The organism is Massiliimalia massiliensis (assembly GCF_900155615.1).
Lineage (GTDB): Bacteria > Bacillota > Clostridia > Oscillospirales > Ruminococcaceae > Massiliimalia > Massiliimalia massiliensis.
This window is the reverse complement of record NZ_FUHT01000004.1, coordinates 928,581-955,214: the sequence shown is the minus strand read 5'-3', so window position 1 is coordinate 955,214 and position 26,634 is coordinate 928,581. Positions and strand designations below refer to the sequence as shown.

Here is a 26,634-nt window from a genome sequence, read left to right as displayed (position 1 = left end):
CGTTCCCGGCCTGGCAATTTCACAGAAGGAAGGATTACTGAGGGATATGAAGGATTTGATGGATAGGCAGAATACTTTTTTTCGTGAGAACCGGACTAAGCCGGAGAAATTTCGGCGCGAAGCGCTGTCCCGCCTTCTCCGCGCGGTGGAGGAAAGGGAGAATGAAATTTACGCGGCGCTTTTTGAGGATTTGCATAAGTCGGAATATGAGGCTTATTTGACGGAGATTCAGATGGTGAAGCAGGAAATCAAAACCTCGTTAAAGCATCTGCACAGATGGATGAAACCGAAGCGGGTAGGAACGCCGATCACTCATTTCCCTTCCTCCAGCCGTATTTACCGAGAGCCGTTTGGCAGCGTTTTGATCCTCTCACCCTGGAACTATCCGTTCCAGCTCTGCATGGTTCCGCTTGTCGGGGCGATAGCAGGAGGGAACTGCGCTGTGGTCAAGCCCTCACGCAGCAGCCCCCATGTAGCAGAGGTGATTCATAAAATTATTTCCGAAGCGTTTTCGGAAGAATATATTGCCTGCGTGTCCGAATCGATTTCTTATGACGAGCTGCTCGGACAAAGATATGACCTGATTTTCTTTACTGGAAGCGAACGGGTCGGAAAAATCGTCATGGAAGCCGCTAGCCGGCATGTAACGCCGGTTGTACTGGAGCTAGGAGGAAAAAGCCCCTGTATTGTAGACAGGACAGCTCCGCTTGATTTGGCGGCCAAACGGATTGCCTGGGGGAAATTTTTGAATGCCGGACAAACCTGTGTGGCGCCGGATTATGTTTTGGTGGATCGAACGGTGGAGAAAGCGTTCCTGGAAAAGCTGAAGGAGCAGATCAAAGCGCTTTATGGGGAAGCGCTCGAAAATCCGGATTATCCAAAAATTATTAACCAGCATCATTTTAAACGGCTTAGCGATTATATTGATACCTGTACGGATTGTTGGGGCGGAAAGACTAATCCGAATTCCCGGCAGATCGAGCCTACGATCTTTTTCCGCGCGTCGTTTGACGATCCAATTATGCAGGAAGAAATTTTCGGGCCGATCCTGCCTGTCATTGCTTACCGAGACCGGAACGAAATGATCGATACGGTCAAACGGCGTCCAAAGCCATTGGCGCTGTACCTGTTCAGTACGGACAAACTGTTTACAGAACAGGTGATGAGCGAGATTTCCTTTGGCGGGGGATGTATCAATGATACGGTGATGCATCTGGCAAACCACCATCTGCCGTTCGGCGGGGTAGGCGGCAGCGGTATGGGCGGCTATCATGGAGGCTACAGCTTTGAAACCTTTACCCATGCAAAGGGTATCCTGGTCGGAAAGCCCTATCTTGATCTGCCGTTTCGGTACCCGCCTTACCGGGAAGACCAGCTCCGCTGGGTGAAAAGGCTGACAAAATAGAAGGATAAAGTTGATAAAGGGGAAATCGGAATGTATCATCCGGAAAATCTGCCGAAAGTCTCAGAACGAGATTTGGCTATGAGCACTTGGCTGAAAATTTGGATTGAAATGGGATATACGGAGAACCAGATCACCTTGCTGCTGCAGGAATATTTTGGGGAAAACTGGAAGGATCTCCTGGCATAGGGCTGAGAAGTAAGGAATATGCGCACAACCGAATCGGATTTTGCAAGAAAGGAAGCCTTTGCGGCCGCAAAGGTATGGTCAGAAAGATGAACTATGTGACATTGGGAAGAACCGGACTTCAGGTCAACAAAAATGGATTTGGCGCGCTGCCGGTTCAAAGGGTATCCATGGACGAAGCAAAGAAGCTGCTGCGGAAGGCTTATGAAAATGGTATCCGTTTCTTTGATACCGCACGGGCTTATTCGGACAGCGAGGAAAAAATAGGCGAGGCATTGCAGGATGTTCGGGACAGGATCGTAATTACAACCAAAACGATGTCCACCACTGTGGACGGATTCTGGAAAGACCTGGAGACCAGCCTAACGCTTTTGAAAACGGATTATATTGATATCTATCAGTTCCACAACCCATCGTTTTGTCCGGTGCCGGAAGACGGTTCCGGCCTTTATGAGGCAATGGCGGAAGCCAAGAAACAGGGAAAGATTCGTTTTATCGGAATTACAAACCATCGTGCGCCGGTCGCGAAGGAAGCGGTACAATCCGGACTGTATGATACGCTCCAATTCCCATTCAGCTACCTGGCCGGAAAACCTGACCTGGAGCTGGTACGGCTATGCAGGAACAGAAATGTGGGCTTTATCGCGATGAAGGCCCTATCCGGCGGACTGATTAGGCGCTCTGACGCTGCCTATGCCTATCTGAATCAATTTGACAATGTTCTCCCGATCTGGGGAATACAGCGCGAATCAGAGCTGGACGAATTTCTTTACTATCAGGACAACATCCCCTGCATGACAGAGGAGCTAGAGGAATTTATCCGGCAGGAACGGGAAGACCTATCAGGGGATTTCTGCCGGGGATGCGGCTACTGCCTCCCATGTCCCGCGCGGATTGATATCCCAACCTGCGCCAGGATGTCGCTGCTGCTGCGCCGCGCGCCGTCCGAGCGCTTCCTGTCGCAGGACGGTCAGGCAAAGATGAAGCGGATAGAGGACTGTGTCCACTGCAACCATTGCGTCAGCCATTGTCCTTATCAGCTCAATACACCGGAGCTGCTGCAGAAGAATCTGGAGGATTACCGCACGTTCCTTTGATTTTGTCGAATTGGGGGGTAATTTGCAATGTCAGTGAATGAAAGAATGGACAGGCTTCTTGCGAAAGCCAGAAAGGAACCGGATGTGAAAGACGCCCTGCTTAAAACACAGGCGGAGCGCGAGCCTATGGAAGCCTTTTGCCGCTTGGCAGGGGAATACGGATATCCGGTTTTACCCGGAGAGCTGCTTGCGGCAGGCGAGGAATATTGCAGCAATCTGCATAAAAGTGTCAATGGCGGAGCAACTTATCCATTAGACGGCTGGGACGATTTATTGGAACTGTTTTATGCGGCTTTGCGGCTGATACCATAGGAGGAATCTGGATTGAGAGAAGAAAAACGCCTTCCCGTGACTTTTGAAGAGGTCCGGAAATCAGAAGAAATCAAGGTATACATTGAACGGGCAGACCAGTCGCTGCGTGCAATTGGGTTTACAGAGCATTCCTTTGCTCATGTGATGAAATGCGCGGTAACGGCAAGTGGGCTGCTTCAGAAGCTTGGCTACAGCGAACGGGAATGTGATCTTGTAAAAATTGCTGGATATATGCATGATATCGGCAATGTGATTAACCGATGCGACCACGCGCAGAGCGGCGCGATTATGGCGTTCCGGATTCTTGACAAAATGGGGATGCCGGTAGAGGATATCGCCTTGGTTATAACGGCAATCGGCAATCATGACGAGGGAACTGCCTTTCCGGTCAATGCGGTGGCTGCCGCCCTGATCCTTGCGGATAAAACCGATGTGCGCCGTACCAGGGTACGGAACAGCGACCTTGCGACCTTTGATATCCACGACCGTGTGAACTTTGCGGTTGAGGAATCTGAGACAATCTTTGACGCTGAGGAAAAAACATTTACGTTAAAGCTCAGGATTGATACCTCTATCTGCGCGGTTATGGACTACTTTGAAATTTTCTTAAACAGGATGCTGCTGTGCCGAAAAGCCGCAGAGTTTTTGGGATTGGTTTTTAAATTGGAAATTAATGGTCTGGTATTGCTATAAAGTAATTTTGGGTCAGAAAAGTCAAGAGGGAAAACAGAGAAATTATGAATAAAATTTCGGTATAATTCACAATTTGTTCAAATTATCTATCATTTTTGCGCCTATTATGATATACTGTTAAGAAATATGAATAGATGATAGTTCATGGAAACTCTCTGATGATCATAACCCACATTGAGACTAGATTTTAAAAAACCATGAGTCGTGTCCGTTATCAAGGAGAGCAGGCCCAAGCGGGTCTGTTCTCCTGTCTTTTGGAACAGCTTTTGATTACATTTTGGGAAGGAGTCGATCAGCGCATGAAGGAATTATTTGATAAAATCATGTCGATTGACCAACAGGCCAACCAACGCCTCAAGGAAGCAGTCAAGCAGAAAGAGGAGGAAGCCCTGCGGGTAGCTGAACAGAAACAACAACTGGAGCGGGAGATGGAGGCAAAGGCAAAATCCTATCTTGCGAAGCTAGAGGCTTCTGAGCAGCAGGCCGCGGATGAAGTGAAATCGGAGATCGATCAGAAGGCGGAGGAAGAACGGAAGCGCCTGGAAAAAATTTACCGGGGGAACCGGGAAGAATGGGTATCGTCAGTAGTCCTGTCGGTGCTGAAAGCTTCCGAAAAATGATAGTCAGGCGGGATCATAATGGCAAACACCAATGCTTATAATGCAGTGCTGGCAAAAGCACGCGCAATGTATGGGAAACATATCACACCAGAGCAGTATCAGGAAATGCTGCGGTGCAGGACAGTACAGGACGTAGCGGCATATCTGAAAGCGCAGACGCACTACAGCGAAACGCTCAGCAATATTGCGGAACACAATATTCATCGCGGACAGTTGGAAAATATGCTGAGACGGGCTGCGTTTGAGCAATATGGGAAGCTTTATCATTATCTTCCCCTGACAAGGAACAGCTTGTTTCAGGTTGTCATTATGGAGGAGGAGATCAGGGAAATTCTGAGAATGGTTTTGCTGCTGAAGGCTGGAAATCCGCAGACCTTTATTATCGATCTTCCGGGCTACCTGATTCAGCGCTCTGAGGTGGATATGATGGCTGTGGCAAAGGCGACAAAGTTTGACGAACTGGTCTTTGCGCTGCGGGACAGCGGCTATGCGGCAATTCTCCGCCGGTTTGCGCCTTCTGATGCAAACGGACGGATTGATTATATTGGCTGTGAACATGCCTTTTATGAATACTTTTTCAGCCAGACCTTTGCCATGGTTGAGCAAAATTACAAGGGGCAGGAAAAGACAGACCTGCTCGACCTGCTCAGGATCAATGTTGAGCTGATTAACCTGGAGCATATTTTTCGCTGTAAACGGTATCTGAAGGCCTCGCAGGAAGAGATTGTCAAAAGCCTGTATCCCTATTATTACAAGATTCACGCGGAGCAGATCCGGGAAATGGTAGAGGCAAAGGACGCGGCCGCGCTCAGTGAAATGCTTGCCAAAACCAAATATCAGAGCAGGTTTGATCCGGGCGAGCTCCCGAATATTGAAGACTATACAAAGCGGTATTATTATTCCCTGTGCAGGCGTTACCTGCATTTTTCTACCCATGTTTCTGTGGTATTCTACGCATATTACCACTTGAACCGGGTGGAAATGGATAATATTTTTCATATCATTGAAGGAATCCGTTATCAAATTCCGGAAAATGAGATCAGGGAATTAATCATAAATTAAGTCGCACAGAGGCGGTGAACGGAATGTCAATTGAAAAGATGAGTCTAGTGCATCTTGTCGGTACGCTGGATTCTTTGGATGCGGCGCTGGTTCGATGCTGTAACAGCGGCATATTCCATGTAGAGCAGCCGGGCCGGGTCGCCAAAGGGATGGGATTTTCTCCCTTGAGGGAGGAGAATCCCTATGCAGATATTCTCCAGCTTGTAACCGAGGTAATGGGAAGCTTGATATTGGAACCCGATTACCACGATTATTCCAGTTTGGAGATGGACGATGGGCAGGTCAGGGAGTATCTGCTGAAAATCAAGCAGGAGCTGGTGGAAATCCGGCAGCACAAATCTGAATTGAAGGAGCGGCTGACTGACCACCGCCAGGCATTGGCGCAGGTACAGCACCTAAACGGACTGAATATCCGCTTTACGGATTTGGTTGATTCCCAAAACTCCAAGGCACGGTTTGGAAAGTTGCCGGCAGACAGCTTTATGAAGCTGGAATATTTTTCTGACCGGGATTTTTTCTTCTTTGATTTTGACCATGACGACGATTATTATTGGGGCTTTTATTTGGCGCCCAATACGGAAATTGAAAAGATCGACCAGCTTTTTGCCTCTCTCTATTTTGAGCGGATCGATATCTCGGAATATGCGCATGAAACGCCGCAGGCTGCGATTGAGGCGCTTCAAACCCAAATTCAAATTGAAGAAGAGGCAATCGAGCGATGCCGGAGTGAAATCAAGGCGCTCAGGGAGAAGAATCAGGTGCTGGTTTACCAGATATATTCCAAGATTAAAATGCTGCACGATACCTTTGCTTACCGTCGCTATGCGGCCTGTTCGGGAAAACGGTTTTATCTGGAGGGATTTGTCCCGACAAGGAAGGCGAAGGAGTTTGTCTCTTTGTTTGACGATTTAACCCAGGTGCTTTGCGAGCAGGAGCAGGTAAAGCGGGAAATGAACGTGGAGCCGCCGGTCAAGCTGCGTACCAACCGGTTTTTCCAGCCGTTTGAAATGTTTGTCACCATGTACGGTCTGCCGGGTTACTATGATTTTAATCCGACGAGTTTTATTGGTTTTATTTATGTATTGCTGTTCGGTATCATGTTCGGGGACTTTGGACAGGGAATCTGCGTAATCCTGGCAGGAATCCTGATGTGGAAATGGAAAAAGATGATGCTCGGGCGCGCGTTGATGCGCTGCGGTATCGCGAGCATGCTTTTTGGGCTTCTGTACGGTTCCTGCTTTGGGATTGAGGGCTGCTTTAAACCGCTTTTCTCAGCAATTGGCCTAGGAAATATCTTCCCGCTGGATGTTCTGGATTCCAATACCTCAACAATGCTTTTGATCCTGTCGCTGGTGGTTGGGATTATCATAGTGGCTGCCGCGATTCTAATTAATATTGTCATCGGCCTGAAGAAAAAGGAATACGGCAAGGCGCTGTTTTCTCAGAATGGAATTGCCGGCCTAGTATTTTATCTTGGCGTAATTATTGCGGCTGTACTAATGCTGCTGTTAAATGTCAATCTCTTTAACCCGGTCTTTATCATCGTGGTGATTGTTCTGCCGCTGGTGCTGATGTTCTTCCATGAGCCGTTGGGCGAAATGGTGAAGAACCGGCGCAGGAAGAGGGCGGAAAAGGAGAAGTTCAGTGTGGTTGACGCTTCGTTTGAGATGTTTGACATCCTGCTGAGCTACTGCACGAATACCCTTTCGTTTTTGAGAATCGGCGGCTTTATCCTGAGCCATGCCGCACTGATGCTGGTAGTAATGACCTTTGCGCATATGGCGGGAACAATTGGAAGCCCGATTGTCATTGTCTTTGGCAATATCTTTGTCATGGCGCTGGAGGGGTTGATTGTCGGTATCCAGGTTCTGAGGCTGATCTATTATGAAACCTTCAGCCGGTTTTATGAGAGCAGCGGGAAACCGTTTGAGCCGGTGAAAATAAACTTTAAAAACGAAGGGAATTCTTAAGCTTGTTGCGGGCGGCAGCCTGTAATGATATAGAACACTTATCTTAGGAGGGTTTTGTCATGTTATTGTATCTGTTACTGCCTTTATTAGCAATCGCGTTGCTGATGGCCCCGTTGGTTCCGGTATATGCTGGAATTACGACCGGGAAGAAAGCGAAGCATGCCATTTGGTTTAATTTATGTGCGTTCTTTGGTTTGGTTCTTTTAATGGTTATCCTGCCAATCGGAGGCTTTGTCTCTGCGGCGGAAGCGGCAGAGGGAGTCGCCGGCGCGCTGTCAACCGGCGATGGGATTAAATATTTAGGCGCCGCCTTGGCGACCGGATTATCCTGTATTGGTGCGGGAATCGCGGTAGGGAACGCGGCTCCGGCGGCAATCGGCGCGTGCAGCGAGGATCCGAAAGCATTCGGTAAAGCAATGATCTTTGTTGTAATGGGTGAAGGGATTGCCATTTACGGGTTGGTTATTTCCTTCATGATTCTGTTTACCTAATCAGGATATTACCAAATTCAGATGGGGCTGCGTTTGAAGGAACACCCTTCAAACAGAGGCTTGGCAGCTTGCGCCGTCGGGAAGGCGAACGTTTTGCTGCGGGGACGGCTTCAATTCCACAGGAAAGGAAGTGCTTCCGCCTGGGCGGAAGCCGCGGCTATCAAGATGAAATTTTTCTGTATCAGTGATAATATCGATACCCAGATGGGAATGCGTCTGGCCGGAATCGAGGGAGTTGTCGTGCATGAGGCCGATGAGGTGCATCGGGCGGTAGAGACCGCGCTTCAGGATCAGGAGATCGGTATTATTCTCGTTTCGGAAAAGCTTGTAAAGCTTTGTTATACTTATATTTATGATCTGAAGCTGAGTTTGAAACGGCCTTTGATTGTAGAAATCCCAGACCGTCACGGGAATACAAATATCAGCGAGAATATCGCGAATTATGTGCGGGATGCAATTGGAATTGAGCTTTAGCTTTTCGCTGTTTCATAAAGGGGAATCAACAAGATGAGTTATAGTCGGGATAAGCTGGCTGCTTTTGAGCAGGCGGTCGAACAGGAAGCTGAACAGAAGATCAAACAGCTTCAGGAAGAGGCAAAAGCATACCGGGAACAGGAGCTTGAAAAAGCAAAGGGTGAAGAATATGCAAAGATGTTTGACTATATGCAGGAGCAGGTTCAGGTGATCAAGAACCGTCAAAAGCAGGCTGTTACAAAATATGACCTGGAGGTTCGGCGCGGGCTGGTAAAGTACCGCAACCAACTGACTGACAAGATATTTGACGAGGCGAAAGAGAAACTGACTGAGTTTTCTCATACAGAGGAATACGCCGGTTATCTGCTGGAACAGGTCGAGGCTGCGATGGAGGAATTTCCTTTTGACACAGCAACAGTCCTGCTGAAAAAAGAGGACTTGACACTGGCGGACAGCCTGAAAAAGCAGCTTTCTGGAAAAATAGAGGTAGAAGAAGATTCGGGTAACCGCCTGGGTGGATTTATACTGTTCAACAAGGAACACGGTGTCCTGACGGACAAAACCTTTGCGGCTGTATTGGAAGAACAGAAACAGGGCTTTTACAGCACCTGCGGACTGACGATTCAGTATTAAAACGCGTCGGATGGGAGTGGAAATCATTGGCAAATGTAATCTATTCGATTAACGGCCCTGTTGTCAAGGTGCGTGATACCAAAGACTTCTCGATGCTGGAAATGGTATATGTCGGCCATCAGAAAATTATTGGCGAGATCATTTCTGTGACAGAACAGGAAACCACAATCCAGGTTTACGAGAGTACAACAGGCTTAAGACCGGGAGAGCCGGTGTATTCAACCGGTTCACCGCTCTGTGCGACTCTGGGCCCGGGCATCCTGTCGAATATCTTTGACGGAATTGAACGGCCGCTGAGAAATATGGCCGAAAATGAAGGCGCATTCATCGGAATTGGTTCTGATATTCCCGCACTGGATCAGCAGAAAAAATATGACGTTACCATTACGGTAAAGCCAGGTGACCGGTTAAAGGGCGGCGAGATATACGCAACCTGTCCCGAAACGGGGCTGATTACCCATAAATGTATGCTTTCTCCTCTTTTGAGCGGGGAGGTCGTCCGTGTGGCGGAAAACGGCGCTTATACCGTGAACGATGTTGTTGCGGTAATTCGTGACGATACGGGTAAGGAAACGGAACTGACTCTCTGCCAGAGATGGCCGATCCGTACCCCGCGTCCGGTGAAGGAACGTCTGCCGATCAGCCGCCCGCTGATTACCGGGCAGAGAATTATCGACGCGATGTTCCCGATTGCTAAGGGGGGCACTGCGGCGATTCCGGGCGGATTTGGGACTGGGAAAACCATGACTCAGCATCAGCTTGCAAAATGGTGCGACGCGGATATTATCGTCTATATCGGCTGTGGAGAACGGGGCAACGAGATGACCCAGGTGCTGGAGGAATTTTCCGATCTGGTCGACCCGCGCACCGGAAAAGCGCTGACCGACCGTACCACTTTGATTGCCAACACCTCAAACATGCCGGTTGCGGCGCGCGAGGCGTCAATTTACACTGGGATCACATTGGCGGAATATTACCGGGATATGGGATATCATGTAGCAATCATGGCGGATTCCACCTCGCGCTGGGCGGAGGCGCTGCGTGAGATTTCCGGCCGTCTGGAGGAGATGCCTGCGGAGGAAGGCTTTCCGGCTTATCTGCCGTCTCGTCTGTCTGCGTTCTATGAACGGGCGGGATATATGATTACCTTGAATGGAAGCGAGGGTTCGGTCACGATTATTGGGGCAGTCTCGCCGCAGGGCGCGGACTTTTCCGAACCGGTTACTCAGAATACCAAGCGGTTTGTCCGCTGTTTCTGGGCGCTCGACAAGGCATTGGCCTATGCCAGACACTATCCGGCAATAAACTGGATGACCAGCTACAGCGAGTATGACGATGATTTTGCAGCGTTTTACAGGCAGGAGATCGGGCCTGATTTTATTCCGATGAAGCAGCGTATGACCGCGCTCCTTGCTGAAGAAGCGAACCTGATGGAAATTGTGAAGCTGATCGGCGCGGACGTCCTGCCGGACGACCAAAAGCTGGTGATCGAGATTGCCAAAGTAATTCGCGTTGGATTTTTACAGCAGAATGCTTTCCACAAGGATGACACCTATGTGCCGCTTGAAAAACAGAGCCGCATGATGAAGGTGATCCTCTATTTATACGATCGGGCTGCCGAATTGGTGAGCCGGAATATCCCGCTTTCTAATATCATTTCTACCGGGATTTTTGACAAGCTGAACCGGATGAAATACGATATCCCGAACGATGACCTCGGCAAATTTGACGAGTATTACCGGGAGATTGACGAGATGATAAAACAGAGCGACCGCTAGCATACGGCCCGATGGGGCTGCTTGGCACTGTGCCTTCTGGCGCACAGGAGTTCAAAGCCGGGCGGATTTTCGAGAAAGCTCGGTTTCAGAAAGGAATGGAGTTATATATGGCGATTTCATTGCAATATAAAGGCCTGAACGAAATCAACGGCTCCCTGATCGTGTTGGACCATGTGCCGGACGCTTCGTTTGACGAGTTGGTTGAGCTGAAAACTGACAATGGGGCAACGCGCCTGGGGCGTATTGTAGAAATTGACGGGGAACGCGTTGTCGTTCAGGTGTTTGAGGGAACCAATAACCTATCCCTAACCAATACCACCACAAAATTCACCGGAAAACCAATGGAACTGCCGTTGTCGAGGGAGCTGCTTGGCAGGATTTTTAACGGCGCAGGGAAACCGATCGACGGGCTGGGCGACGTTTATCCTGACACATTTGCGGATATTAACGGAAAACCGATCAACCCGGTATCCCGTATTTATCCCAGGAACTATATCCGGACTGGTATTTCATCTATCGATGCGCTGATGACCCTGATTCGGGGACAGAAGCTGCCGATTTTTTCCGATTCCGGACTGAGTCACAACAAGCTCGCCGCACAGATTGTGCGCCAGGCAAGAATTGCGGATGAGTCCGGCCAGGGGTTCGGGATTGTATTTGCCGCGATGGGCGTTACCAATGATGTGGCGGATTATTTTAAAGCGCGGTTTGAGGAGAGCGGGGTTTTGGAACGGGTTGTTATGTTCATGAACCTTTCCAATGATCCGATTATTGAGCGTATTTTGACTCCGCGTTGTGCGCTGACAGTAGCGGAATACCTTGCTTTTCAGCACGACATGCATATTCTTGTGATCTTGACCGATATGACCTCCTATGCAGAGGCAGTGCGTGAATTTTCTTCCTCCAAAGGAGAAATCCCGGGAAGGAAGGGCTATCCGGGCTATCTGTATTCCGATCTGGCTTCTTTATATGAGCGAGCGGGCGTTATCCAGGGCTCTAAGGGCTCTGTCACCCAGATCCCGATTCTCACAATGCCAAACGGCGATATTACCCACCCGATTCCAGACCTGACGGGCTATATTACTGAAGGACAGATTGTACTGGACAAGGGGCTTGCGCAGGCAGGAATTTATCCGCCGGTGTCCATTCTTCCTTCCTTATCCCGTTTGATGAAGGACGGCATTGGGGAAGGCTATACGAGAAAGGATCACCAGTCGGTTGCAAACCAACTCTTTGCATGCTATGCAAAGGTGAGCGATGCGCGCGCCCTGGCGTCGGTTATCGGGGAAGAGGAGCTCTCTCCGGTTGACAAATCCTATCTGGAATTTGGCCGCCAGTTTGAGCAGCATTTCATTAACCAGGGGGAAAACGAAGACCGCTCCATTGACCAAACACTGGATTTGGGCTGGGATTTGCTGTGCTTGCTGCCGAAAGAGGAACTGGATCGTGTTGATACAGAGCTGCTGTTCCAATTCTACGATTCCAGCCGGTCTGAACGGTTCCGGAAACGGAAACGGTATTAATCGGGTTCTGTCAATGGGCAGGGAGAGGAAAGCCTTTGCTAATTGATTGGTACTATAGCCGAGGAGGATGGACGGCCGCAGTAAATACAGTACCCGGTATTCAGAAAGGAATGACGTGATATGGCAATGCCGGTTTTCCCGACAAAGGGAAACCTGATTAACACAAAGAAATCCCTGAGCTTGGCTAAGCTTGGCTTTGACCTGATGGACCGGAAACGAAATATCCTGATCCGTGAAATGGTTTCTTTGGTGGATAAAGCAAAATCAATCCGCGGTGAGATTGAGTCGACCTATGCGCAGGCCTATAAGGCCTTGCAGTCGGCAAATATTACGATGGGTGTTATTGATAATATTGCGAATGGGATCGATGTGGAAACAGGCGTGCACATCACATATCGCAGCGTGATGGGGGTAGAAATCCCTAAAGTGTCGCTGCAAAGCACCCTTTCTGCGAAAGCGTATGGCTTTATGGATACAAACTCCCAATTTGATTTGGCCTATGCGAGCCTTGAAAAGGCAAAGGAGCTGACCGTTGTACTCGCAGAGGTGGAAAACAGTGTCTGCAGGCTGGCAAATGAGATCAAAAAAACACAGCGGCGTGCGAATGCGCTTCATAACATTATCATTCCGCAGTTTGAGGATACGATCAAAATGATCTCCGAATCTCTGGAAGAAAAGGAGCGGGAGGAGTTCAGCCGCCTGAAGGTAATCAAGAAACAAAAAGGGCGTGCAATGCAGTAATGAGGAGAGTAGGTGCTTTGCCTGCTCTTTTTTTGTACAAAAATCGTCATGATTTGCAAAGAAAGTGTGAATAATAGCGTCTTTGCTTGAATTTTCCAGACAAGATCGGTATAATATAAGTAGATTGTTCGATAATAAACCCATGAAAAGAAATAATATTAGGAAGGGGATATGATGATGAACTTGGCAAGGGATTATGAAACCGCGGATATCTCAGTTCATCAGCCTGCAAAATCGTTTCAGATTATTACAATGGAACCTTCACAACTGGCAGATGCAGTCACAATAGCAGATTATTTGAGAGACGGAAAATGCATTGCGCTGAATACCGAGACAATCAGCCCGGATTTAGAAGCGCGGATGCTTGATTTTCTGCGCGGATTTTCCTATGTACGCAACTGTGCTGTAGTGAGAGCTTCGTCAGAGCTTATTTTCCTGGCGCCGTATTCAATTGTTTTGGAATATGACGCTGATGATGAGCTTAGGGAAGAGTAAAAAGGTTAACAAATAGATTAGGAAAGCATGACGATTTTGTTACAACTTCCCGAAGTCCATTACAATGCTCTGGGGAATGGTGACAAAATCGTTTTTTCCTTGCTATTGCAGGTCATCTTTGTTATAATCTGAGACAAATAAATTTGTCGAAATATGAAAGATGATGAAAAACGATGAAAGCTTTTGATTATGAAAAGGATCGGGAAGCGCTTGTCCGGCGCAGGAAGAAACGCAGGCTTGCGGTGGTTCTGTGGGGATGTGCGTTGGCAATGCTGTGCGCACTGGGCCTGATCCTGGTCTGGATGACGGGAATCCATCTGGGATCGGCCAGAAGGGTTGCTCCCCCAGCAATGAAACCGGCTGTCCAAATCGCAAATTTCCGTTTTAACCGTACGCCCAAGGCACAGGGGGAGGCGGAATCCCTGGTAAAGTTTGCGGACGGTGAAGTGCTGGGTGCGCGCTATCCCAAAATGGAGGATGAAACCCTTGACACCCTGATGAAGGAGGATGCGCAGTCGCTGATCGATGCGATTGAAGGCTCTTACCAGCAGAACCCGGATCATAAGACCGTTATCACGATGGATTATGATATCATCCCCTGCGGTTCGTATGTCAGTGTAGTCTATCACGTGATTCAGGACTTTTCGGACGGGGCGCAGCAGCAGCATCAGGTGAAAACATTTTTATATGACGCGAAAGCAAACCAACGGCTGACAAACCAGGATGTTTTCGGGGAGAATTATCCCAAGTTCGTCTCACAGTATGTGCGGCAGTATTTCGGCAGTCAGGACGGGATTAGGGAACAGGTAGATTCCGAGGCCTTCCAGAGCGCGACCGATCCGGATTGGGAGAACTTTTCACATGTCAGCTACACCAGAGACGGCGTGACCATTTACTTTGACGCGGGACGGTTAAGCGATGTGTCTACCGGGGTATTAAGCGTTACTATCCCGGCGAAGGAAATTTACCAGCAGATGAAGCTGAATGTTACAGGCTATACTAAGGAATACACCCTGCCTGATGATGTTGATCCCAGCAAGCCGATGATTGCGCTGACCTTTGACGACGGGCCGTATTCTCCGGTTGGAAATCGGATTCTGGATGCGCTGGAGCAGGTAGGCGGAAGGGCAACCTTTTTCTATCTGGGCAACCGGGTCAATGACGAAACCTCGGACGTGATCAAGCGAGCCTACGGACTCCATTGTGAAATAGGAAGTCATTCCTACGACCATTCAAATTTGACGAAGCTGAGCGGGGACGATATCAATTCCCAGTTAAGCAAAACAGATAAAAAGCTGAAAAAGATGATCGGTATTCCTGCTGACGTGATCCGTCCGCCGTATGGGGCGGTGAACGACCTGGTGAAAAAAACGGTTTCAAAACCAATTGTCACCTGGTCGCTTGATACCTTGGACTGGAAAACCAAAAACAAAGACAGTATTGAGAAAAAAATTCTGGAGCATGTAGAGGATGGAGACATTATCCTGATGCATGAGCTTTACACCTCAACCGCGGAAGCGTGTGAGAGCGTCATCCCGAAGCTTGCAAAGGAGTACCAGCTTGTGACTGTAAAGGAGCTTTTAACTGCACGGGGCTTTAAGCTGGAGAACGGGAAAATATATTATCACGGTATTAAGAAATAAACTGGAAAAGGCAATGGGTGTCCATTGTCTTTTCTTTTGTTATTGACGATGAAAAAAAATATGGTAAGATAGAAGAAAGAGATAGAAAGGAATGATAGGAGTGGAAATACCGAGCTTGGAATATTTTGTAAACCATAATATTTACAGTGGAAGCAAGGGAAAATTCAATTTCAAAATTTTTCCCGGTGACAGCGAAATGGCCGTGAAAGTATGGACAGGCCCTTTTTGCCTCGACTGTTCTGAAGTGGATGAAGAAAAATGCTTCCCGATTTCGGATGATGGATACCGGCAGATGGTTGCCTGGGTGGAGGAAATGTCCCAAAAAGACTAAAAAAGACAGAAAAACCGTCCTCGATTGAGGACGGTTTTTTGCGTCTGGAAGGGGATTAGCACGATTTTTGCAGAACTTTTTCAGGATTGGAATCATATCGTATAGGGAAAGGATTCTATCCTTGAATATAAATTCCCTTTTCTCCCCTGCAATAACCTTGAGTGAAAGGAAGAATGAAGAATGAATGAACGTTTGACCGATAACGTTCAGCTTGACAGCCTTCCGTTGGCCATGGCATATGTCCCATGGCAGAAGTGGCGGGATATTTATTCCTCCGACGTTGCGCTGCAGCGTGGGACGCTTTTTGCTGAACTAGACAAACCGTTTATTGGACAGGAGGCCGTCTGCGATGAACAATAGAAAAGCACTGCTCAAACGGCTTCAGGTCTGCGACTTTGTACTGACAGAAGTTGCGTTATTTTTAGACACCCATCCGACGGATCAGGATGCGCTGGCATGCTATCAGAAATATCTGATCTTAAAGAGAGAGACCTTGACAGAATATACCAAGAGATTTGGCACGATTAACAGAGATGAGCTGCATAGCAGTGACCGGTGGGACTGGGTAGACCAACCATGGCCATGGGACAATAGTGAGGTGTAAATAATGTGGAGCTATGAAAAACGACTAGAATATCCGGTGGATATCAAAACCCCGAACCCGGCAATGGCAAAGGTGATTATTTCGCAGTTAGGCGGGCCTGATTGCAAAATCGATCAGGACAGGCGGTAATAAAGAGTTAAGGTTTGTTGCTGCCGGTCAAACACAATCCTTTCCACAAAGGATGTGAGAAGCTGGTTTTTTATCCGGACGGGCAATGAGCTTTGCAGCAAGCTGCGAAATGAAATGCTTTGCAGGACGGGAGCAGGAGCATGGGTTCGTTGCGGTTCCTGCTGTTCCCAAAGTGCGAGCTGGTGTTCGACCTGCCGCTTCGTGCGGCTGTATTCCTCCAGCGTATCTATTCCGGACAGGTAAGCCTGCTTTGCCTTTTTCAGCTTAGCCTGCAGGGCGTCTCGCTGCTGGAAAAACGCTGATAGAGCTTTGAAATGAGAATTGGACGCATTAGGCTGGTAATGGAAGGAGAGCGGCGCGTACAGCTCCATAAGATGGTTTAAAATTAACTGTCCGGCCTTCTGCTCAGAAAGATAATGGGAGGTGTTGCAAAGTCCCCGGGCGTAATTGCAGCACTGGTATCCGTGGTTGGACGGAATATAGGATAACGCTCCTCCGCAGCTCCCGCAGCGGAGCAGACCGTGCAGGAGGGAATCGGAGGCGACCGGCTGACGGGCATGTGAAGGTTTCGGGAAGGAGAGCGACAAAAGCTGCTGCGCCTCCTTCCAAAGGGATTCACTGATTAACGGCGGATGCATACCGTCCAGCACGACCGCTTCATGCTGTTCTCCGTCTTTCCACCGAAGCTTTCCGAGATAGGTCGGATTAGCGAGGATATAGCGGACGGAACGGCTGGTAAACGGCTTTGCACGGGTGGTTTGTATCCCGGCACGGTTGAGGTGTTCTGCAATCCCAGGAAGCGATTCGCCGCCGCAGAACAGCTCAAAAATCAACAGAACTACAGGTGCGGTCTGCGGATCGGGACAGAACTCCCCATGCTCCATCCTGTAACCAAAGGGCGGAGAGGAAATGGGCTTTCCGCGTGTAATTGCCTCTTTCATCCCGCGCTGTACCTCCTCCGCGAGATTGACACTGTAGTATTCATCCATCGCTTCGATTAACGCCTCAATCAGGATGGAGGTTTTATCATCTCCAAGATTTTCGGTAATCGAGACAACATCGATTCCAAGCTGTTTGCGAAGCATGGACTTATAGACGATGCTGTCCTGCCGGTTGCGTGCGAACCGGCTGAATTTCCAGAGCAGGATCACGTCGAATGGCTTTGGCTTTTGCCGGGCGGCAAGGAGCATCCGGTTAAAGCCGGCGCGTTTTTCTACATGCTTTCCGCTGATCCCTTCGTCCGTATAAATATACTCCTCCGGAAGATCAAGCCCATGCAGCCCGGCGTATTTTCGGATTTCCCTGAGCTGGCTGTCAGGTGACAATTCGGTCTGTTCTTCCGTACTGACCCGGATATATGCGGCGGCAACTTTCATTTTCTCCAACCCTTTCCAGAAATAAAAAGCCATCGCACCTTCCATGGCGAAGGTACGACAGCAGTATCGTTTATTATCATATATACGCCTTCCGTTGGAGAATATGTCAGAAAAACCGGTTATATTCCGCCGTAAAGCCAACGCTGTTCTGCTTTGGCAAAAGCCCGCTCCCATTCGTCTAGAGTGTTTTCAGTTCTGCTGCCATCCGTTTTTCTGGTTCGGCGTGTTTCCTGTTTGGAGAGAACTGGCTTTCTGGGCGGCTGTTTGTCGGTAAGCTGTCCGTTCTCCTGTTCAAACAGGTACAGATGGAATAGCTCATCAACCTGGATGTAAAGCTCTTTTTGCACATAATACTCATCAGAAGCCCTGTTTTCCAGGCTGGCCTGCGCCATTGGCCCGCTAACGCCGAAAACCTTGACATAGCCGTCCGCAGTAGACAGGTGAAGCTGCTTTGCCAGAGGAATTGGACAGAGCAGATTGCGGGCAAAGCAATTGGCTTCTTTGTCCGTCTGAGGGGTATCCTCATCATGGAGCAGGATATAATGTCCCAGCTCATGCGCAATGGTAAAACGGATCGTACAGATATCCTTATGATGGTTGTACAGGACAAACGCCCGTTTTCCCCGCCGTATTGTTAGGCCGTACTCGCTTGGCAGAACCTCTTCCAGTTCTTCAGCGCTAAGGCAAAAGCGCCGTGCGAAGCAGTCATAATTGATTAAGGTAATATTGGGAATCGATGCCGCAATCTGCAGCAGGTCAATCCGTCTTGTAATCGATTCGCTGCGAATCAAAAGCTGATAGGCTGCATTGGTGGCAAGACGATAGTCAGGCTTCCTATTCATCCTCTGAAAAATCCTCCTGGAACATCACTTTTGCCATTTCCAGCAGTTTTTTCCGATTTTCAGGCGACATTTTTTTAGCGGCGCGGTTTAAGATGACAATCTCTTCCAGCTCCGGCTCCTCCTCAGGCTCGTCAGCCGAAAGCTGACGGCTTTCAATCAAATCTGATTTCTGGATTCCAAAATAACGGGCCAGCATTTCAATTTTTTCGATTCGCGGATACTTATTGCCGTTCACCCAGTCGCAAAAGGTTGAATAGCAAATCCCCAGATCCTCACATATTTGTTTTCTGTCCTTTTGATGAAGCCGCATGTAATAATTCAGATTTTGGGACATAATCTCCCTGTTGCCGTAATCGTCCATTGCAATCACCATGCCCTTGCATCGCAAAGGGCTCCCTTTCTTTAAGAAATAAAAACAAAGCGTATTTTTATGCTGGCTGTCTTTTAAAAAGCATGACTATATAACGAAAAGCTTTGTTTTTTCTATTATACCCTAAAAGCGTTAAAAAATCAAATATTTTTTTATTATTTACGCTTTTGGGGTTGACATATCGCTTATAGCGTAATATAATAAGGCTGTGAAAAGAAAAAATTGGTATTAAGCGTATTTTAGACAAAAAATTTGAAAAGTATATTTCAGTTGGAAGGTGAGAAAAGATAGTTTAATTCACAAATACGCTTTAAGCGTATAAACGGTTAATGGAATGAGTCAGTCTGCTTTTTCATATGATAGGGTGGGGTGATATAAAGTGCCGGGTAAACAGGAGCATCACATGAGAATAATTGGCAAAATTCAGGATCAAGAACAGGAACTACAAATCTATGTTCAGGATGAAGCTGGAAATTGGGAATGGAGCAGCATGCTTTCCAAGGAAGAATGGACGCAGCAGATTTTCCGGAATATAAAACGATATCTTGATTTGCCGCTGAATGATAAACAGGTTTGGCAATATTTATCAGAGGATGCTTCAGATGACCCTACGGCACAGATTCAGAAAGAGGAAAGGAAGAAAAATGGATGAATACCGAGGTAGAACAGCAGCTTTGCCAGATGATTTTTTGTTGGCTGGTATTCGGCGGGCTTTTATGCTTTCTGCTGGATATATTAGCAGGATATTTACATAAACGCGCCGAAAAATCCTCTGAAAAGGATCGGCTTAATGAACCGGTTAAAACGGTATCCCGTATATACAAACTGTAAGGCAGTCGAGATAGTACTGCGCCGTGCTCTAGGAGATACCTGGAAAGTTTTTCCGGAATAACTGCTATTCCGAAAAATAATACTATATTTTTGCGCGGAGGTATCCCGCATGACCTTTGCGCATAGGATGGTATCAAGCATGGACTCTTTATCTAGAACAGGAAGCGGGATGAATGAAAAATGGTTGCAAATAAGAATGTAAAAATGGTGTATGAAGAAAACGATCCAATGGCCTGGCTGAAACGGATCAACGAGGGACTTCAAGCAGGACGTTATAGCGGGGTAAAAGGCGCCCAGGTCCGGGTCGTCCCGAATTATATGAAGAAAAGGGGAAGAGGAAGCAAAGGATGAGGCCTTGCTTGACCCAATTCATCATAATAAAAAAGGCAGGCGTATTGAAAACGCCTGCCTTTTTTATATCAAACAGAGAAATAAAAGAACAGGAAGTGGTTTGTTTGACTGAAGAAAGAAAACGGAAATTTTTGCAGCAGTATCGACTATTAGACCAGGATATCAGGAGAAAAAAGGCGGAGTGCGATATTTGGAAAGATCGCATCCAATATCTTTCGTGGGCTCAGGATTCCGGCACAATACAAGGAACTGCAACGGAGACAATGAATCGGATTCGGAGCTTGGAGGAGGAATTGAATCAGGAAACAGAAAAATTGGTTTTACTCCGGGAAGAAATTAGAAGTAAAATCCATTCTGTTAAGGACGATACTCTGCGCCTGCTGCTGGAATATCATTATATCGACGGCTTAACACTGGAAAAAATTTCCGGAAAGATGAACTATTCCTATGTCCATGTATGCCGTCTGCACAAGCAGGCGCTGAGCAAAATGATGTTATAGAATGATTGGCCCGCTCTATGCTAAACTTTAACTGGAAGTTAATGGTCTTTTTGTTTTTCGCGGGAAGGATAGAAAAAACAAAAGGATGAAAGCAAAATGAAAATTATTAATGACATTAAGCTGAATTTGTCTGGGGATAATTCTGTCGTCAAGGTCATGGCCAAGCAGTATGATCAAAACAGCAGGTTCATTCAATGTTCATTTTATCATGAGGGCATAGCTTATGAGCTGCCAAAACAGACGGCAGTCCGCGTGATTCTCAAAAAACCGGACGGAAAGCTTATTATGGCAGACGCAGCAACGGAGGAAAATACAGCAAGCTTTGAGCTGACAGCACAGATGCTGGCCACTGCGGGCAGAGCGAACTGTGAGGTTCAGCTTTACCAAGAGGAAACCATGCTGAGCACCTCCACGTTTCCTGTCATTATTTTCCCAGTTACTTACGACGAGGGAGAGATCGAAAGTACTGCGGAGTATCAAAGCTTTGTTAATGCGCTCAATACCTTTGACAGTCTGGAAAATGAAACAAAGGAAGCTATTTCAGCAGCCAATCATGCTGCCGAAACGGTTGCCGGGGCAGTGTCCCAGGCAGAGACTCAGGCCGCTTACGCAAAAACCCAGGGTGATTATGCCAAGGGAGAGTATGAACGCCTTAAGGATGTGGATTTTTCTGGAATGCAGGCGGAAATTGGCACTTTACAGACAGATGTATCGGAGCTGCAAACCAGCATTTATGACATGTCTGCCGATTTGACCGGGCTGCAGGAAGAGCTTATGACAGCACAAAACGGTATTGAGGCGGTTTCGGCCACAAAAGGCCAGCCAAATGGACTGGCAAGCTTGGATGAAGCTGGAAAGCTTGTTCAGACGGCTGGGCTGGCAACCTTAGATTCGAATAATCAATTGATACAAAGAACAGGCCTGGCAACCTTGGGAACGGACGGGAAGCTGGAAGCGGGGCAGGTGCCGAAGCAATATCCAAATGGAATCTGGTTTGCCGAAAACGGAAATAACGAGTTTCCGGGACTGTCCTATAACGGGACAGCGCTCTGGCTGGGAGGCAGCGCGCTTTCAGGCCCACGTCATACCGGCGCGACTACGATTTCAGCAGGCGGCAGGGATACGGCATATGTGGCGGTATTTCCAGAGGAAGGAGACGGAACAAGCTATCCGGTCTGGCATAAAGGAATGACCTTCAAAAGCCTGTGGGACGGTTCATGGAGCAGCGGAACAATTACTGTTCCGGGAATACAGGATTACAATATGTTCCGGATTGGGATGGAAGGACAGGGAACGGTAATCACCGCCTACCGTTGGGGAAGCCATCTGAGAGGAATCGGCGGATATGTGTCGTCAGCGGGGAACAAGCTTGCGTATTTGTTTACCGCAACGTTAAGCGAAAACACCTTAACATGGATAAATTGCGTTGACATCTATATCAATAATTCATCAACCGTTGATCCGTTAACAGTTACGACGATTTACGGAATATTATAGCATAGCTAAATCGGAGATTTAGCTCAGGGAGTTGCCCTTTTCAGCCAAAAATCGGGCAATTACGCGGAAAGGAAAAATGAAACATGCAGATACAGGTAACAAACGGATACATCACAGGGTATGCGGCCATAGGCGGCTTCCCGGACGGGATCGAGGTAAGCGGGGAATTGATTGATTCCCTGGAGGCAGACAAAATAGGCTGTTACCGCTATGAGAACGGGCAGGCTGTGTTTGATGAGGAAAAGTACATGGAAGTACAGGAAGCCGGCCTGCTCGGAGGCTTGCGGGCCAGGCGCGAGGCGGAATGCTTCCCGGTCATCAACCGGGGGCAGCTCTGGTATGACAGGCTGACGGAGGGACAGAAATCCGAGCTGTCCGCCTGGTACCAGGCATGGCTGGATGTGACCGAGACAAAGGAAGCGCCGGAGAAGCCGGAATTTTTACAGGAGGACAAGCCGGATGGATACACCAATCACACGGGCGGAGCATGAGGAGTTCCGGCGGAATATGGAGAATGAGCACAAGCGGCTCAGCAAAAGGATTGACAGCCTGGAATCCGCCACGAAGCAGATTGGAAGCCTGGTAGTCTTAGTCGAGCGGTTAGCCGTAAGCATGGAGAGCATGGCAAAGGAACAGAAGGAGCAAAATGAGAAGCTGGAAAAACTGGAGGGCCGGGACGGTGAGCTGTGGAGAAAGGTGACGGGGTATGTTATTACCGCAGTGATCGGAATCGTGCTGGGCTTTGTGTTCCGGCATATTGGAATGTAGAAAGGAGATAGGTACATATGAGCATCAACTGGAAGGTAAGGCTAAGGAACAAAACGTTCTGGCTGTCATTGATCCCGGCGGCGCTGCTGCTGGTTCAGGTAGTGGCGGCAGTGTTCGGGTATACCCTGGATCTGGGGGATTTGGGCAATAAGCTGTTAGCGGTTGTAAACGCTTTGTTTGCGGTGCTGTCTGTCCTGGGAGTAGTAACCGACCCTACTACAAAGGGCGTGTCAGACAGCGCGCAGGCTTTGTCTTATGAGGAACCAAAGGAGGACTAAACCATGAGTAACAGTAAATTAGTATCATACACCAAAATTTCCCCTAACAAAAACCCGAGGAAAAATTCAACCTATAACCCTTCAGGGAAGATCACGAAAATCACAATCCATCATATGGCAGGAAATCTTTCCTTGGAAACCTGCGGGAATGTGTTCCAGACCAGGGAAGCCAGCGCCAATTACGGGATTGATTCCAATGGCAGGGTTGGGATGTATGCAGAAGAAAATTACCGTTCCTGGGCTTCGAGCGACCGTTCCAATGACTATAAGGCGGTCACGATTGAGGCAGCCAATGACGGGAACGCGGATACAGACTGGCATGTATCAGACAAGGCGCTTGCAAAGCTGATTGATCTGTGTGTGGATATCTGCGAACGGAACGGGATCAAGAAGCTCAATTATACCGGAGACAGCAAGGGAAACCTTACCCGGCACAATATGTTTGCAGCAACGACCTGTCCGGGGCCGTACCTGCAAAGCAAATTCCCGTATATCGCGGAGGAGGTCAACAAGCGGCTGGGGAACAGCGAACCTGAAAAGGAACCGGCTGAGAGCAGGAAGATTGACGTAACCTACAGGGCGCGCGCAAATGGGCGCTGGCTGCCGGAGGTAAAGAACCTGAACGATTATGCTGGTAACAAGGGAGAAGCTATCACCGACATAGCAATCAAGGTAAATGCCGGAAAAGTGAAATATCGGGTACATACAAAAGGACGCTGGCTGCCGTGGGTGACTGGATACGATATGAAGGACAACAAGAACGGATATGCGGGCAACAAGACGCCAATAGACGGGGTGCAGGTATATTTCAGCACGCCGGACGATGTACGTCCATACCAACAGGCATATTACCGAGTGTCAGAGTTAAACAAAGGCTACTTTGCCTGGCAGGAGGATACCTCAACCAAAAACGGGATGGACGGTTATGCCGGGAATGCTGACGGTACTGCCATTGACAGATTTCAGATTCAGATTAAGGAAAGATAAAATAAATGTCCTCGGAGAAATCCGGGGACATTTTTAAAAGAAGAAAAGGATTACAAAAAACGCTTGCTTTTTATCAGCAATATTGTATAATATAATTAAAAAAAGTAGGTGGACTTTTATGAAAAAGACAAAACTGATGTTGGTAGTTATCGCTATGCTGATAGTAGTATTGTCCGGCTGTGGAACCTCTGCCCCCAGTACAACAGGCGGAAGCAATGAAAGCCAGCCCATTGAGTCGGAAGACGAAAACGGGGTGCCGGATTTTGTTCAGGCCATGTATGACGAGATGGGCGAGTTAACGGAAATGTATGGGTTATGTTATGAGATGGTAAAAGAACCTGCTTACCACCAAATGGATACGGCAGAACATAACTGGTGTTATTTTGAGTTTGAAACAGAGGAGTTTGGAACCCCATCTCCGTATGAAATTCAATTTTACAAAGATCGGGATATACAGAAAAAATCCTTTAAGATATCACTCATGGGTGACGCAACGAAGTGGTACAACAGAGAAGCGATAGATGCGGAGTGGACAGAAATTATTGCGGCGGCAGCGACTTGTGTAGAACCGGACGGTGATTTTAAAGAAATAAAAGAACAGGTCAGAAATATCGTAACCACACAGGAGGATGACAAGCATAGCGAGGTCTTTAAGTTTGGGGATTATACCATGGTGGTTACAAACCGAAGTTCCCGCAACAATTATTTATATGCTGTGCATGATGATGAATTCTGGGAGGAAATCAAACAAGAGGACTATGTACCTTTAAACCGGGAAAACTTGCTGAAGACAGAACCAAATGACCGTTACGGGCTGTTGGTTCAAATGGAAGGAACAGTAGAAGCATTTGAATTACCCGATACAAGTTATCATGCAGTTAAAGTCCGGGGAGATGATGGTTTTTTGTACAACATTTATTTTGATATGCGTTTTACCCCAATGACTTTCAAGGTAGGAGACCGGTATCGGTTCTTTGGAGCGTTAGACAACAGCGAAGAATTAACACAAAATATGCATTATTGTGAACCGATTGAATAAAGAAGAAAATTAATTACCGAAAAGAGTGCCAAATATTGGCACTCTTTTCTTAAGTAACAACAGGCAGAATTTCAGATAATCAGACTGATAAGGCATGTCGCCGGAGCTCTTAGATGTCAGGAGACCTTCGGAGAGCCTTTGCTGAAGGTCTCCTGTTATAGCATTTACTATCAGGAGGACCTCATGGAGAATTAGGCGCTTCGATGCGGTATCTCCACCAACGATACAGTATGCCTTATGGAGAAGTTCGCGGAACATTAACTGATATAGGTACGGAAGAGCTGGCGCATATGGAGATTATATCTGCGATCCTATTTCAACTGACACAGGGCATGAGTGAAAAGGAGATTAAAGCCAGTGGCTTTGATACTTACTTTGTAGACCATACTGCTGGAATTTATCCGCAGTTTGCCAGTGGGACTCCTTTCTCGGCTGAAACATTTGCTGTAACGGGCGACGCAATCGCTGATTTGAATGAGGACCTGGCAGCAGAACAAAAAGCAAGGCTGAGCTATGACAATATCCTGAGACTGGTAGATGATCCGGATGTACGCGATCCGATTAAATTTCTGAGAGAAAGAGAAATTGTCCATTTCCAGCGTTTCGGCGAAGCGCTTTCCATTGTTAATGAGCATTTGGACGCAAAGAATTTTTACGCCTTTAATCCGTCGTTTGACAAACCAAATCGCTGCCGGTAAAGAAAAGGGGATTTTCCCCTTTTCTTTCTCTGTTTTCGGCTGGAAAAGTATGATGTAGTATGATATAATAAGCTCATTAAATAGTTTGATTAACAAGTTAAACGATTGGAATTGATAGGAGGTAGGTCGAATGGAACGAAAAGAATTAATTGAGTTAACCATGAGGAATTTAAAAAGAAATAATATGGATGCAGTGTATGTCGCAAATAAAGAGGAATTGAAACAGACATTGAAACGCTACTTTAAGGAAGGGGATATGGTTACCTTTGGCGGTTCCATGACCTTAAAGGAAACGGGCGTTTATCATTATTTAAAAGAATTGGGCGAGGCTGGAACCATTGACTTTTTAGACCGGGACGTGGAAGGCGCGGATGTGCAGAGTATTTTCCGCAGCGCATTCAGCAGCGATGTTTATGTTACCAGCACCAATGCACTAACAAAGAATGGCTGGCTTTTTAATGTCGACGGAAACGGAAACCGTGTCGCGGCAATGATTTTTGGGCCGAAAAGTGTGGTTGTAATTGCAGGATATAATAAGATTGTAGAAACCAAAGAGGAAGCGGAAGAACGTGTTCGGAAGATTGCCGCTCCTAAAAATGCACAGAGGCTTCATCTTGACACGCCTTGTGCCAAAACCGGGGAATGTATGCATTGCATGTCAGACCAACGAATTTGCTGCTCCTATACCTTCCTTGGGAAGCAGCGGATCAAAAACCGTATTAAAGTAATTATTGTGGGTGAAGAATACGGCTATTAATCAGACAGATACATAGGAAAAAGCAGTAAGGCGTTAACGCCTTGCTGCTTTTTTATTGATAATTGATCGAAACAGCTCGGAGGGAGAGAGAATGGCAGGACTTTTGGCGGGAAACAGTTCTTTGCTTAGGATGTCTTTTTTCCTAGCATAAACCCT

General features: G+C 47.6%; 34 protein-coding genes and 1 pseudogene. 32 read left to right on the top strand and 3 right to left on the bottom strand.

Translation table 11 applies throughout. The annotated features are described in order from the left end of the window. Positions 1–37: 37 nt before the first annotated feature. The 20 genes from CZ360_RS13190 to CZ360_RS13100 all read left to right on the top strand — a co-directional run bounded on the left by CZ360_RS13190 (position 38) and on the right by CZ360_RS13100 (position 16,184). Positions 38–1,405: an aldehyde dehydrogenase gene (locus CZ360_RS13190; RefSeq protein ID WP_077534678.1), complete on the top strand. Its 1,368-nt coding sequence runs from the start codon at positions 38–40 to the stop codon at positions 1,403–1,405. Between the two features lie 30 nt (positions 1,406–1,435). After that, on the top strand, positions 1,436–1,591 hold the full coding sequence (locus CZ360_RS14125) for a hypothetical protein (protein ID WP_159438307.1): 156 nt from the start codon (positions 1,436–1,438) through the stop codon (positions 1,589–1,591). A gap of 86 nt (positions 1,592–1,677) precedes the next feature. Further along, positions 1,678–2,685 (top strand): aldo/keto reductase, encoded by a 1,008-nt coding sequence (locus CZ360_RS13185; protein ID WP_077534851.1) that lies wholly within the window; start codon positions 1,678–1,680, stop codon positions 2,683–2,685. Between the two features lie 27 nt (positions 2,686–2,712). Then, the gene (locus tag CZ360_RS13180) at positions 2,713–2,997 is read left to right on the top strand and encodes a hypothetical protein (protein ID WP_229408062.1); all 285 of its coding nucleotides are present in this window, start codon (positions 2,713–2,715) and stop codon (positions 2,995–2,997) included. A gap of 12 nt (positions 2,998–3,009) precedes the next feature. Then, positions 3,010–3,690, top strand: a complete 681-nt coding sequence (locus tag CZ360_RS13175; protein ID WP_077534677.1) for an HD domain-containing protein — start codon at positions 3,010–3,012, stop codon at positions 3,688–3,690. Between the two features lie 299 nt (positions 3,691–3,989). Further along, positions 3,990–4,310, top strand: a complete 321-nt coding sequence (locus CZ360_RS13170) for a hypothetical protein (protein WP_077534676.1) — start codon at positions 3,990–3,992, stop codon at positions 4,308–4,310. Positions 4,311–4,328: 18 nt separating this feature from the next. Then, positions 4,329–5,372 carry a V-type ATPase subunit gene (locus tag CZ360_RS13165; protein ID WP_077534675.1) on the top strand — a complete coding sequence of 348 codons (1,044 nt, stop codon included), beginning with the start codon at positions 4,329–4,331 and terminating at the stop codon, positions 5,370–5,372. Positions 5,373–5,395: 23 nt separating this feature from the next. Next, a complete protein-coding gene (locus CZ360_RS13160) occupies positions 5,396–7,342 on the top strand; it encodes a V-type ATP synthase subunit I (protein WP_077534674.1) in 1,947 nt (648 codons plus the stop codon). Between the two features lie 59 nt (positions 7,343–7,401). Continuing rightward, positions 7,402–7,833, top strand: coding sequence for an ATP synthase subunit C (locus CZ360_RS13155; protein ID WP_077534673.1), 432 nt, complete (start codon positions 7,402–7,404; stop codon positions 7,831–7,833). A 165-nt stretch (positions 7,834–7,998) separates the two neighbouring features. Continuing rightward, positions 7,999–8,307, top strand: a complete 309-nt coding sequence (locus CZ360_RS13150) for a V-type ATP synthase subunit F (RefSeq protein ID WP_077534849.1) — start codon at positions 7,999–8,001, stop codon at positions 8,305–8,307. A 33-nt stretch (positions 8,308–8,340) separates the two neighbouring features. Further along, the gene (locus CZ360_RS13145; RefSeq protein ID WP_077534672.1) at positions 8,341–8,940 is read left to right on the top strand and encodes a V-type ATP synthase subunit E; all 600 of its coding nucleotides are present in this window, start codon (positions 8,341–8,343) and stop codon (positions 8,938–8,940) included. A gap of 26 nt (positions 8,941–8,966) precedes the next feature. Next, a complete protein-coding gene (locus CZ360_RS13140; RefSeq protein WP_077534671.1) occupies positions 8,967–10,718 on the top strand; it encodes a V-type ATP synthase subunit A in 1,752 nt (583 codons plus the stop codon). Between the two features lie 113 nt (positions 10,719–10,831). Beyond that, positions 10,832–12,241, top strand: a complete 1,410-nt coding sequence (locus CZ360_RS13135) for a V-type ATP synthase subunit B (RefSeq protein WP_077534848.1) — start codon at positions 10,832–10,834, stop codon at positions 12,239–12,241. A 120-nt stretch (positions 12,242–12,361) separates the two neighbouring features. Continuing rightward, positions 12,362–12,982 carry a V-type ATP synthase subunit D gene (locus CZ360_RS13130; protein WP_077534670.1) on the top strand — a complete coding sequence of 207 codons (621 nt, stop codon included), beginning with the start codon at positions 12,362–12,364 and terminating at the stop codon, positions 12,980–12,982. Between the two features lie 174 nt (positions 12,983–13,156). Continuing rightward, entirely contained in the window at positions 13,157–13,477 is a 321-nt protein-coding gene (gene sepF / locus CZ360_RS13125) for a cell division protein SepF (RefSeq protein ID WP_159438306.1), read from the top strand. Between the two features lie 173 nt (positions 13,478–13,650). Further along, positions 13,651–15,120: a polysaccharide deacetylase family protein gene (locus CZ360_RS13120; RefSeq protein WP_077534668.1), complete on the top strand. Its 1,470-nt coding sequence runs from the start codon at positions 13,651–13,653 to the stop codon at positions 15,118–15,120. A 91-nt stretch (positions 15,121–15,211) separates the two neighbouring features. Continuing rightward, positions 15,212–15,451 (top strand): hypothetical protein, encoded by a 240-nt coding sequence (locus CZ360_RS13115; protein ID WP_143530258.1) that lies wholly within the window; start codon positions 15,212–15,214, stop codon positions 15,449–15,451. A 180-nt stretch (positions 15,452–15,631) separates the two neighbouring features. Further along, complete coding sequence (locus CZ360_RS13110; RefSeq protein WP_077534666.1) at positions 15,632–15,811, top strand: spore coat associated protein CotJA; 180 nt, start codon at positions 15,632–15,634, stop codon at positions 15,809–15,811. Then, the gene (locus CZ360_RS13105) at positions 15,801–16,055 is read left to right on the top strand and encodes a spore coat protein CotJB (protein ID WP_077534665.1); all 255 of its coding nucleotides are present in this window, start codon (positions 15,801–15,803) and stop codon (positions 16,053–16,055) included. The genes CZ360_RS13110 and CZ360_RS13105 overlap by 11 nt, the downstream gene beginning before the upstream one ends. 3 nt (positions 16,056–16,058) lie before the next feature. Further along, positions 16,059–16,184, top strand: a complete 126-nt coding sequence (locus tag CZ360_RS13100; protein ID WP_077534664.1) for a manganese catalase family protein — start codon at positions 16,059–16,061, stop codon at positions 16,182–16,184. On the opposite strand, the gene CZ360_RS13095 is transcribed toward CZ360_RS13100, so the two are convergent. The 3 genes from CZ360_RS13095 to CZ360_RS13085 form a co-directional block, all read right to left on the bottom strand. Continuing rightward, entirely contained in the window at positions 16,169–17,560 is a 1,392-nt protein-coding gene (locus CZ360_RS13095) for a recombinase family protein (RefSeq protein WP_229408069.1), read from the bottom strand. The two genes, CZ360_RS13100 and CZ360_RS13095, sit on opposite strands and share 16 nt — an antisense overlap. A gap of 119 nt (positions 17,561–17,679) precedes the next feature. Continuing rightward, the gene (locus CZ360_RS13090; RefSeq protein WP_077534662.1) at positions 17,680–18,402 is read right to left on the bottom strand and encodes an ImmA/IrrE family metallo-endopeptidase; all 723 of its coding nucleotides are present in this window, start codon (positions 18,400–18,402) and stop codon (positions 17,680–17,682) included. Then, positions 18,395–18,790: a helix-turn-helix domain-containing protein gene (locus tag CZ360_RS13085; protein ID WP_159438304.1), complete on the bottom strand. Its 396-nt coding sequence runs from the start codon at positions 18,788–18,790 to the stop codon at positions 18,395–18,397. The genes CZ360_RS13090 and CZ360_RS13085 overlap by 8 nt, the downstream gene beginning before the upstream one ends. A 385-nt stretch (positions 18,791–19,175) precedes the next feature. Here CZ360_RS13085 and CZ360_RS13080 point away from each other — a divergent pair, with 385 nt between their 5' ends. The 12 genes and pseudogenes from CZ360_RS13080 to CZ360_RS13030 all read left to right on the top strand — a co-directional run bounded on the left by CZ360_RS13080 (position 19,176) and on the right by CZ360_RS13030 (position 26,478). Beyond that, positions 19,176–19,424, top strand: a complete 249-nt coding sequence (locus CZ360_RS13080; protein WP_077534660.1) for a hypothetical protein — start codon at positions 19,176–19,178, stop codon at positions 19,422–19,424. Next, a complete protein-coding gene (locus CZ360_RS13075; RefSeq protein WP_077534659.1) occupies positions 19,421–19,603 on the top strand; it encodes a hypothetical protein in 183 nt (60 codons plus the stop codon). The genes CZ360_RS13080 and CZ360_RS13075 overlap by 4 nt, the downstream gene beginning before the upstream one ends. Positions 19,604–19,783: 180 nt before the next feature. Then, positions 19,784–19,954, top strand: coding sequence for a hypothetical protein (locus CZ360_RS14120; RefSeq protein WP_159438303.1), 171 nt, complete (start codon positions 19,784–19,786; stop codon positions 19,952–19,954). 104 nt (positions 19,955–20,058) lie between these two features. Next, complete coding sequence (locus tag CZ360_RS13070; RefSeq protein WP_159438302.1) at positions 20,059–20,454, top strand: DUF1492 domain-containing protein; 396 nt, start codon at positions 20,059–20,061, stop codon at positions 20,452–20,454. A gap of 96 nt (positions 20,455–20,550) precedes the next feature. Then, positions 20,551–21,951: a BppU family phage baseplate upper protein gene (locus CZ360_RS13065; protein ID WP_077534657.1), complete on the top strand. Its 1,401-nt coding sequence runs from the start codon at positions 20,551–20,553 to the stop codon at positions 21,949–21,951. A gap of 83 nt (positions 21,952–22,034) precedes the next feature. Then, on the top strand, positions 22,035–22,442 hold the full coding sequence (locus CZ360_RS13060; protein ID WP_077534656.1) for a hypothetical protein: 408 nt from the start codon (positions 22,035–22,037) through the stop codon (positions 22,440–22,442). Next, positions 22,411–22,719: a hypothetical protein gene (locus CZ360_RS13055; protein ID WP_077534655.1), complete on the top strand. Its 309-nt coding sequence runs from the start codon at positions 22,411–22,413 to the stop codon at positions 22,717–22,719. Before CZ360_RS13060 ends, CZ360_RS13055 begins: the two co-directional genes overlap by 32 nt. Positions 22,720–22,736: 17 nt before the next feature. Then, the gene (locus CZ360_RS13050; RefSeq protein WP_077534654.1) at positions 22,737–22,997 is read left to right on the top strand and encodes a phage holin; all 261 of its coding nucleotides are present in this window, start codon (positions 22,737–22,739) and stop codon (positions 22,995–22,997) included. A 3-nt stretch (positions 22,998–23,000) separates the two neighbouring features. Continuing rightward, entirely contained in the window at positions 23,001–23,984 is a 984-nt protein-coding gene (locus tag CZ360_RS13045) for a peptidoglycan recognition protein family protein (protein ID WP_077534653.1), read from the top strand. Between the two features lie 118 nt (positions 23,985–24,102). Further along, complete coding sequence (locus tag CZ360_RS13040) at positions 24,103–25,023, top strand: hypothetical protein (RefSeq protein WP_077534652.1); 921 nt, start codon at positions 24,103–24,105, stop codon at positions 25,021–25,023. A gap of 173 nt (positions 25,024–25,196) precedes the next feature. After that, positions 25,197–25,721: pseudogene (locus CZ360_RS13035) on the top strand (manganese catalase family protein); the annotation flags it as partial. Positions 25,722–25,851: 130 nt separating this feature from the next. Beyond that, on the top strand, positions 25,852–26,478 hold the full coding sequence (locus tag CZ360_RS13030) for a lactate utilization protein (protein ID WP_077534650.1): 627 nt from the start codon (positions 25,852–25,854) through the stop codon (positions 26,476–26,478). Positions 26,479–26,634 lie beyond the last annotated feature (156 nt).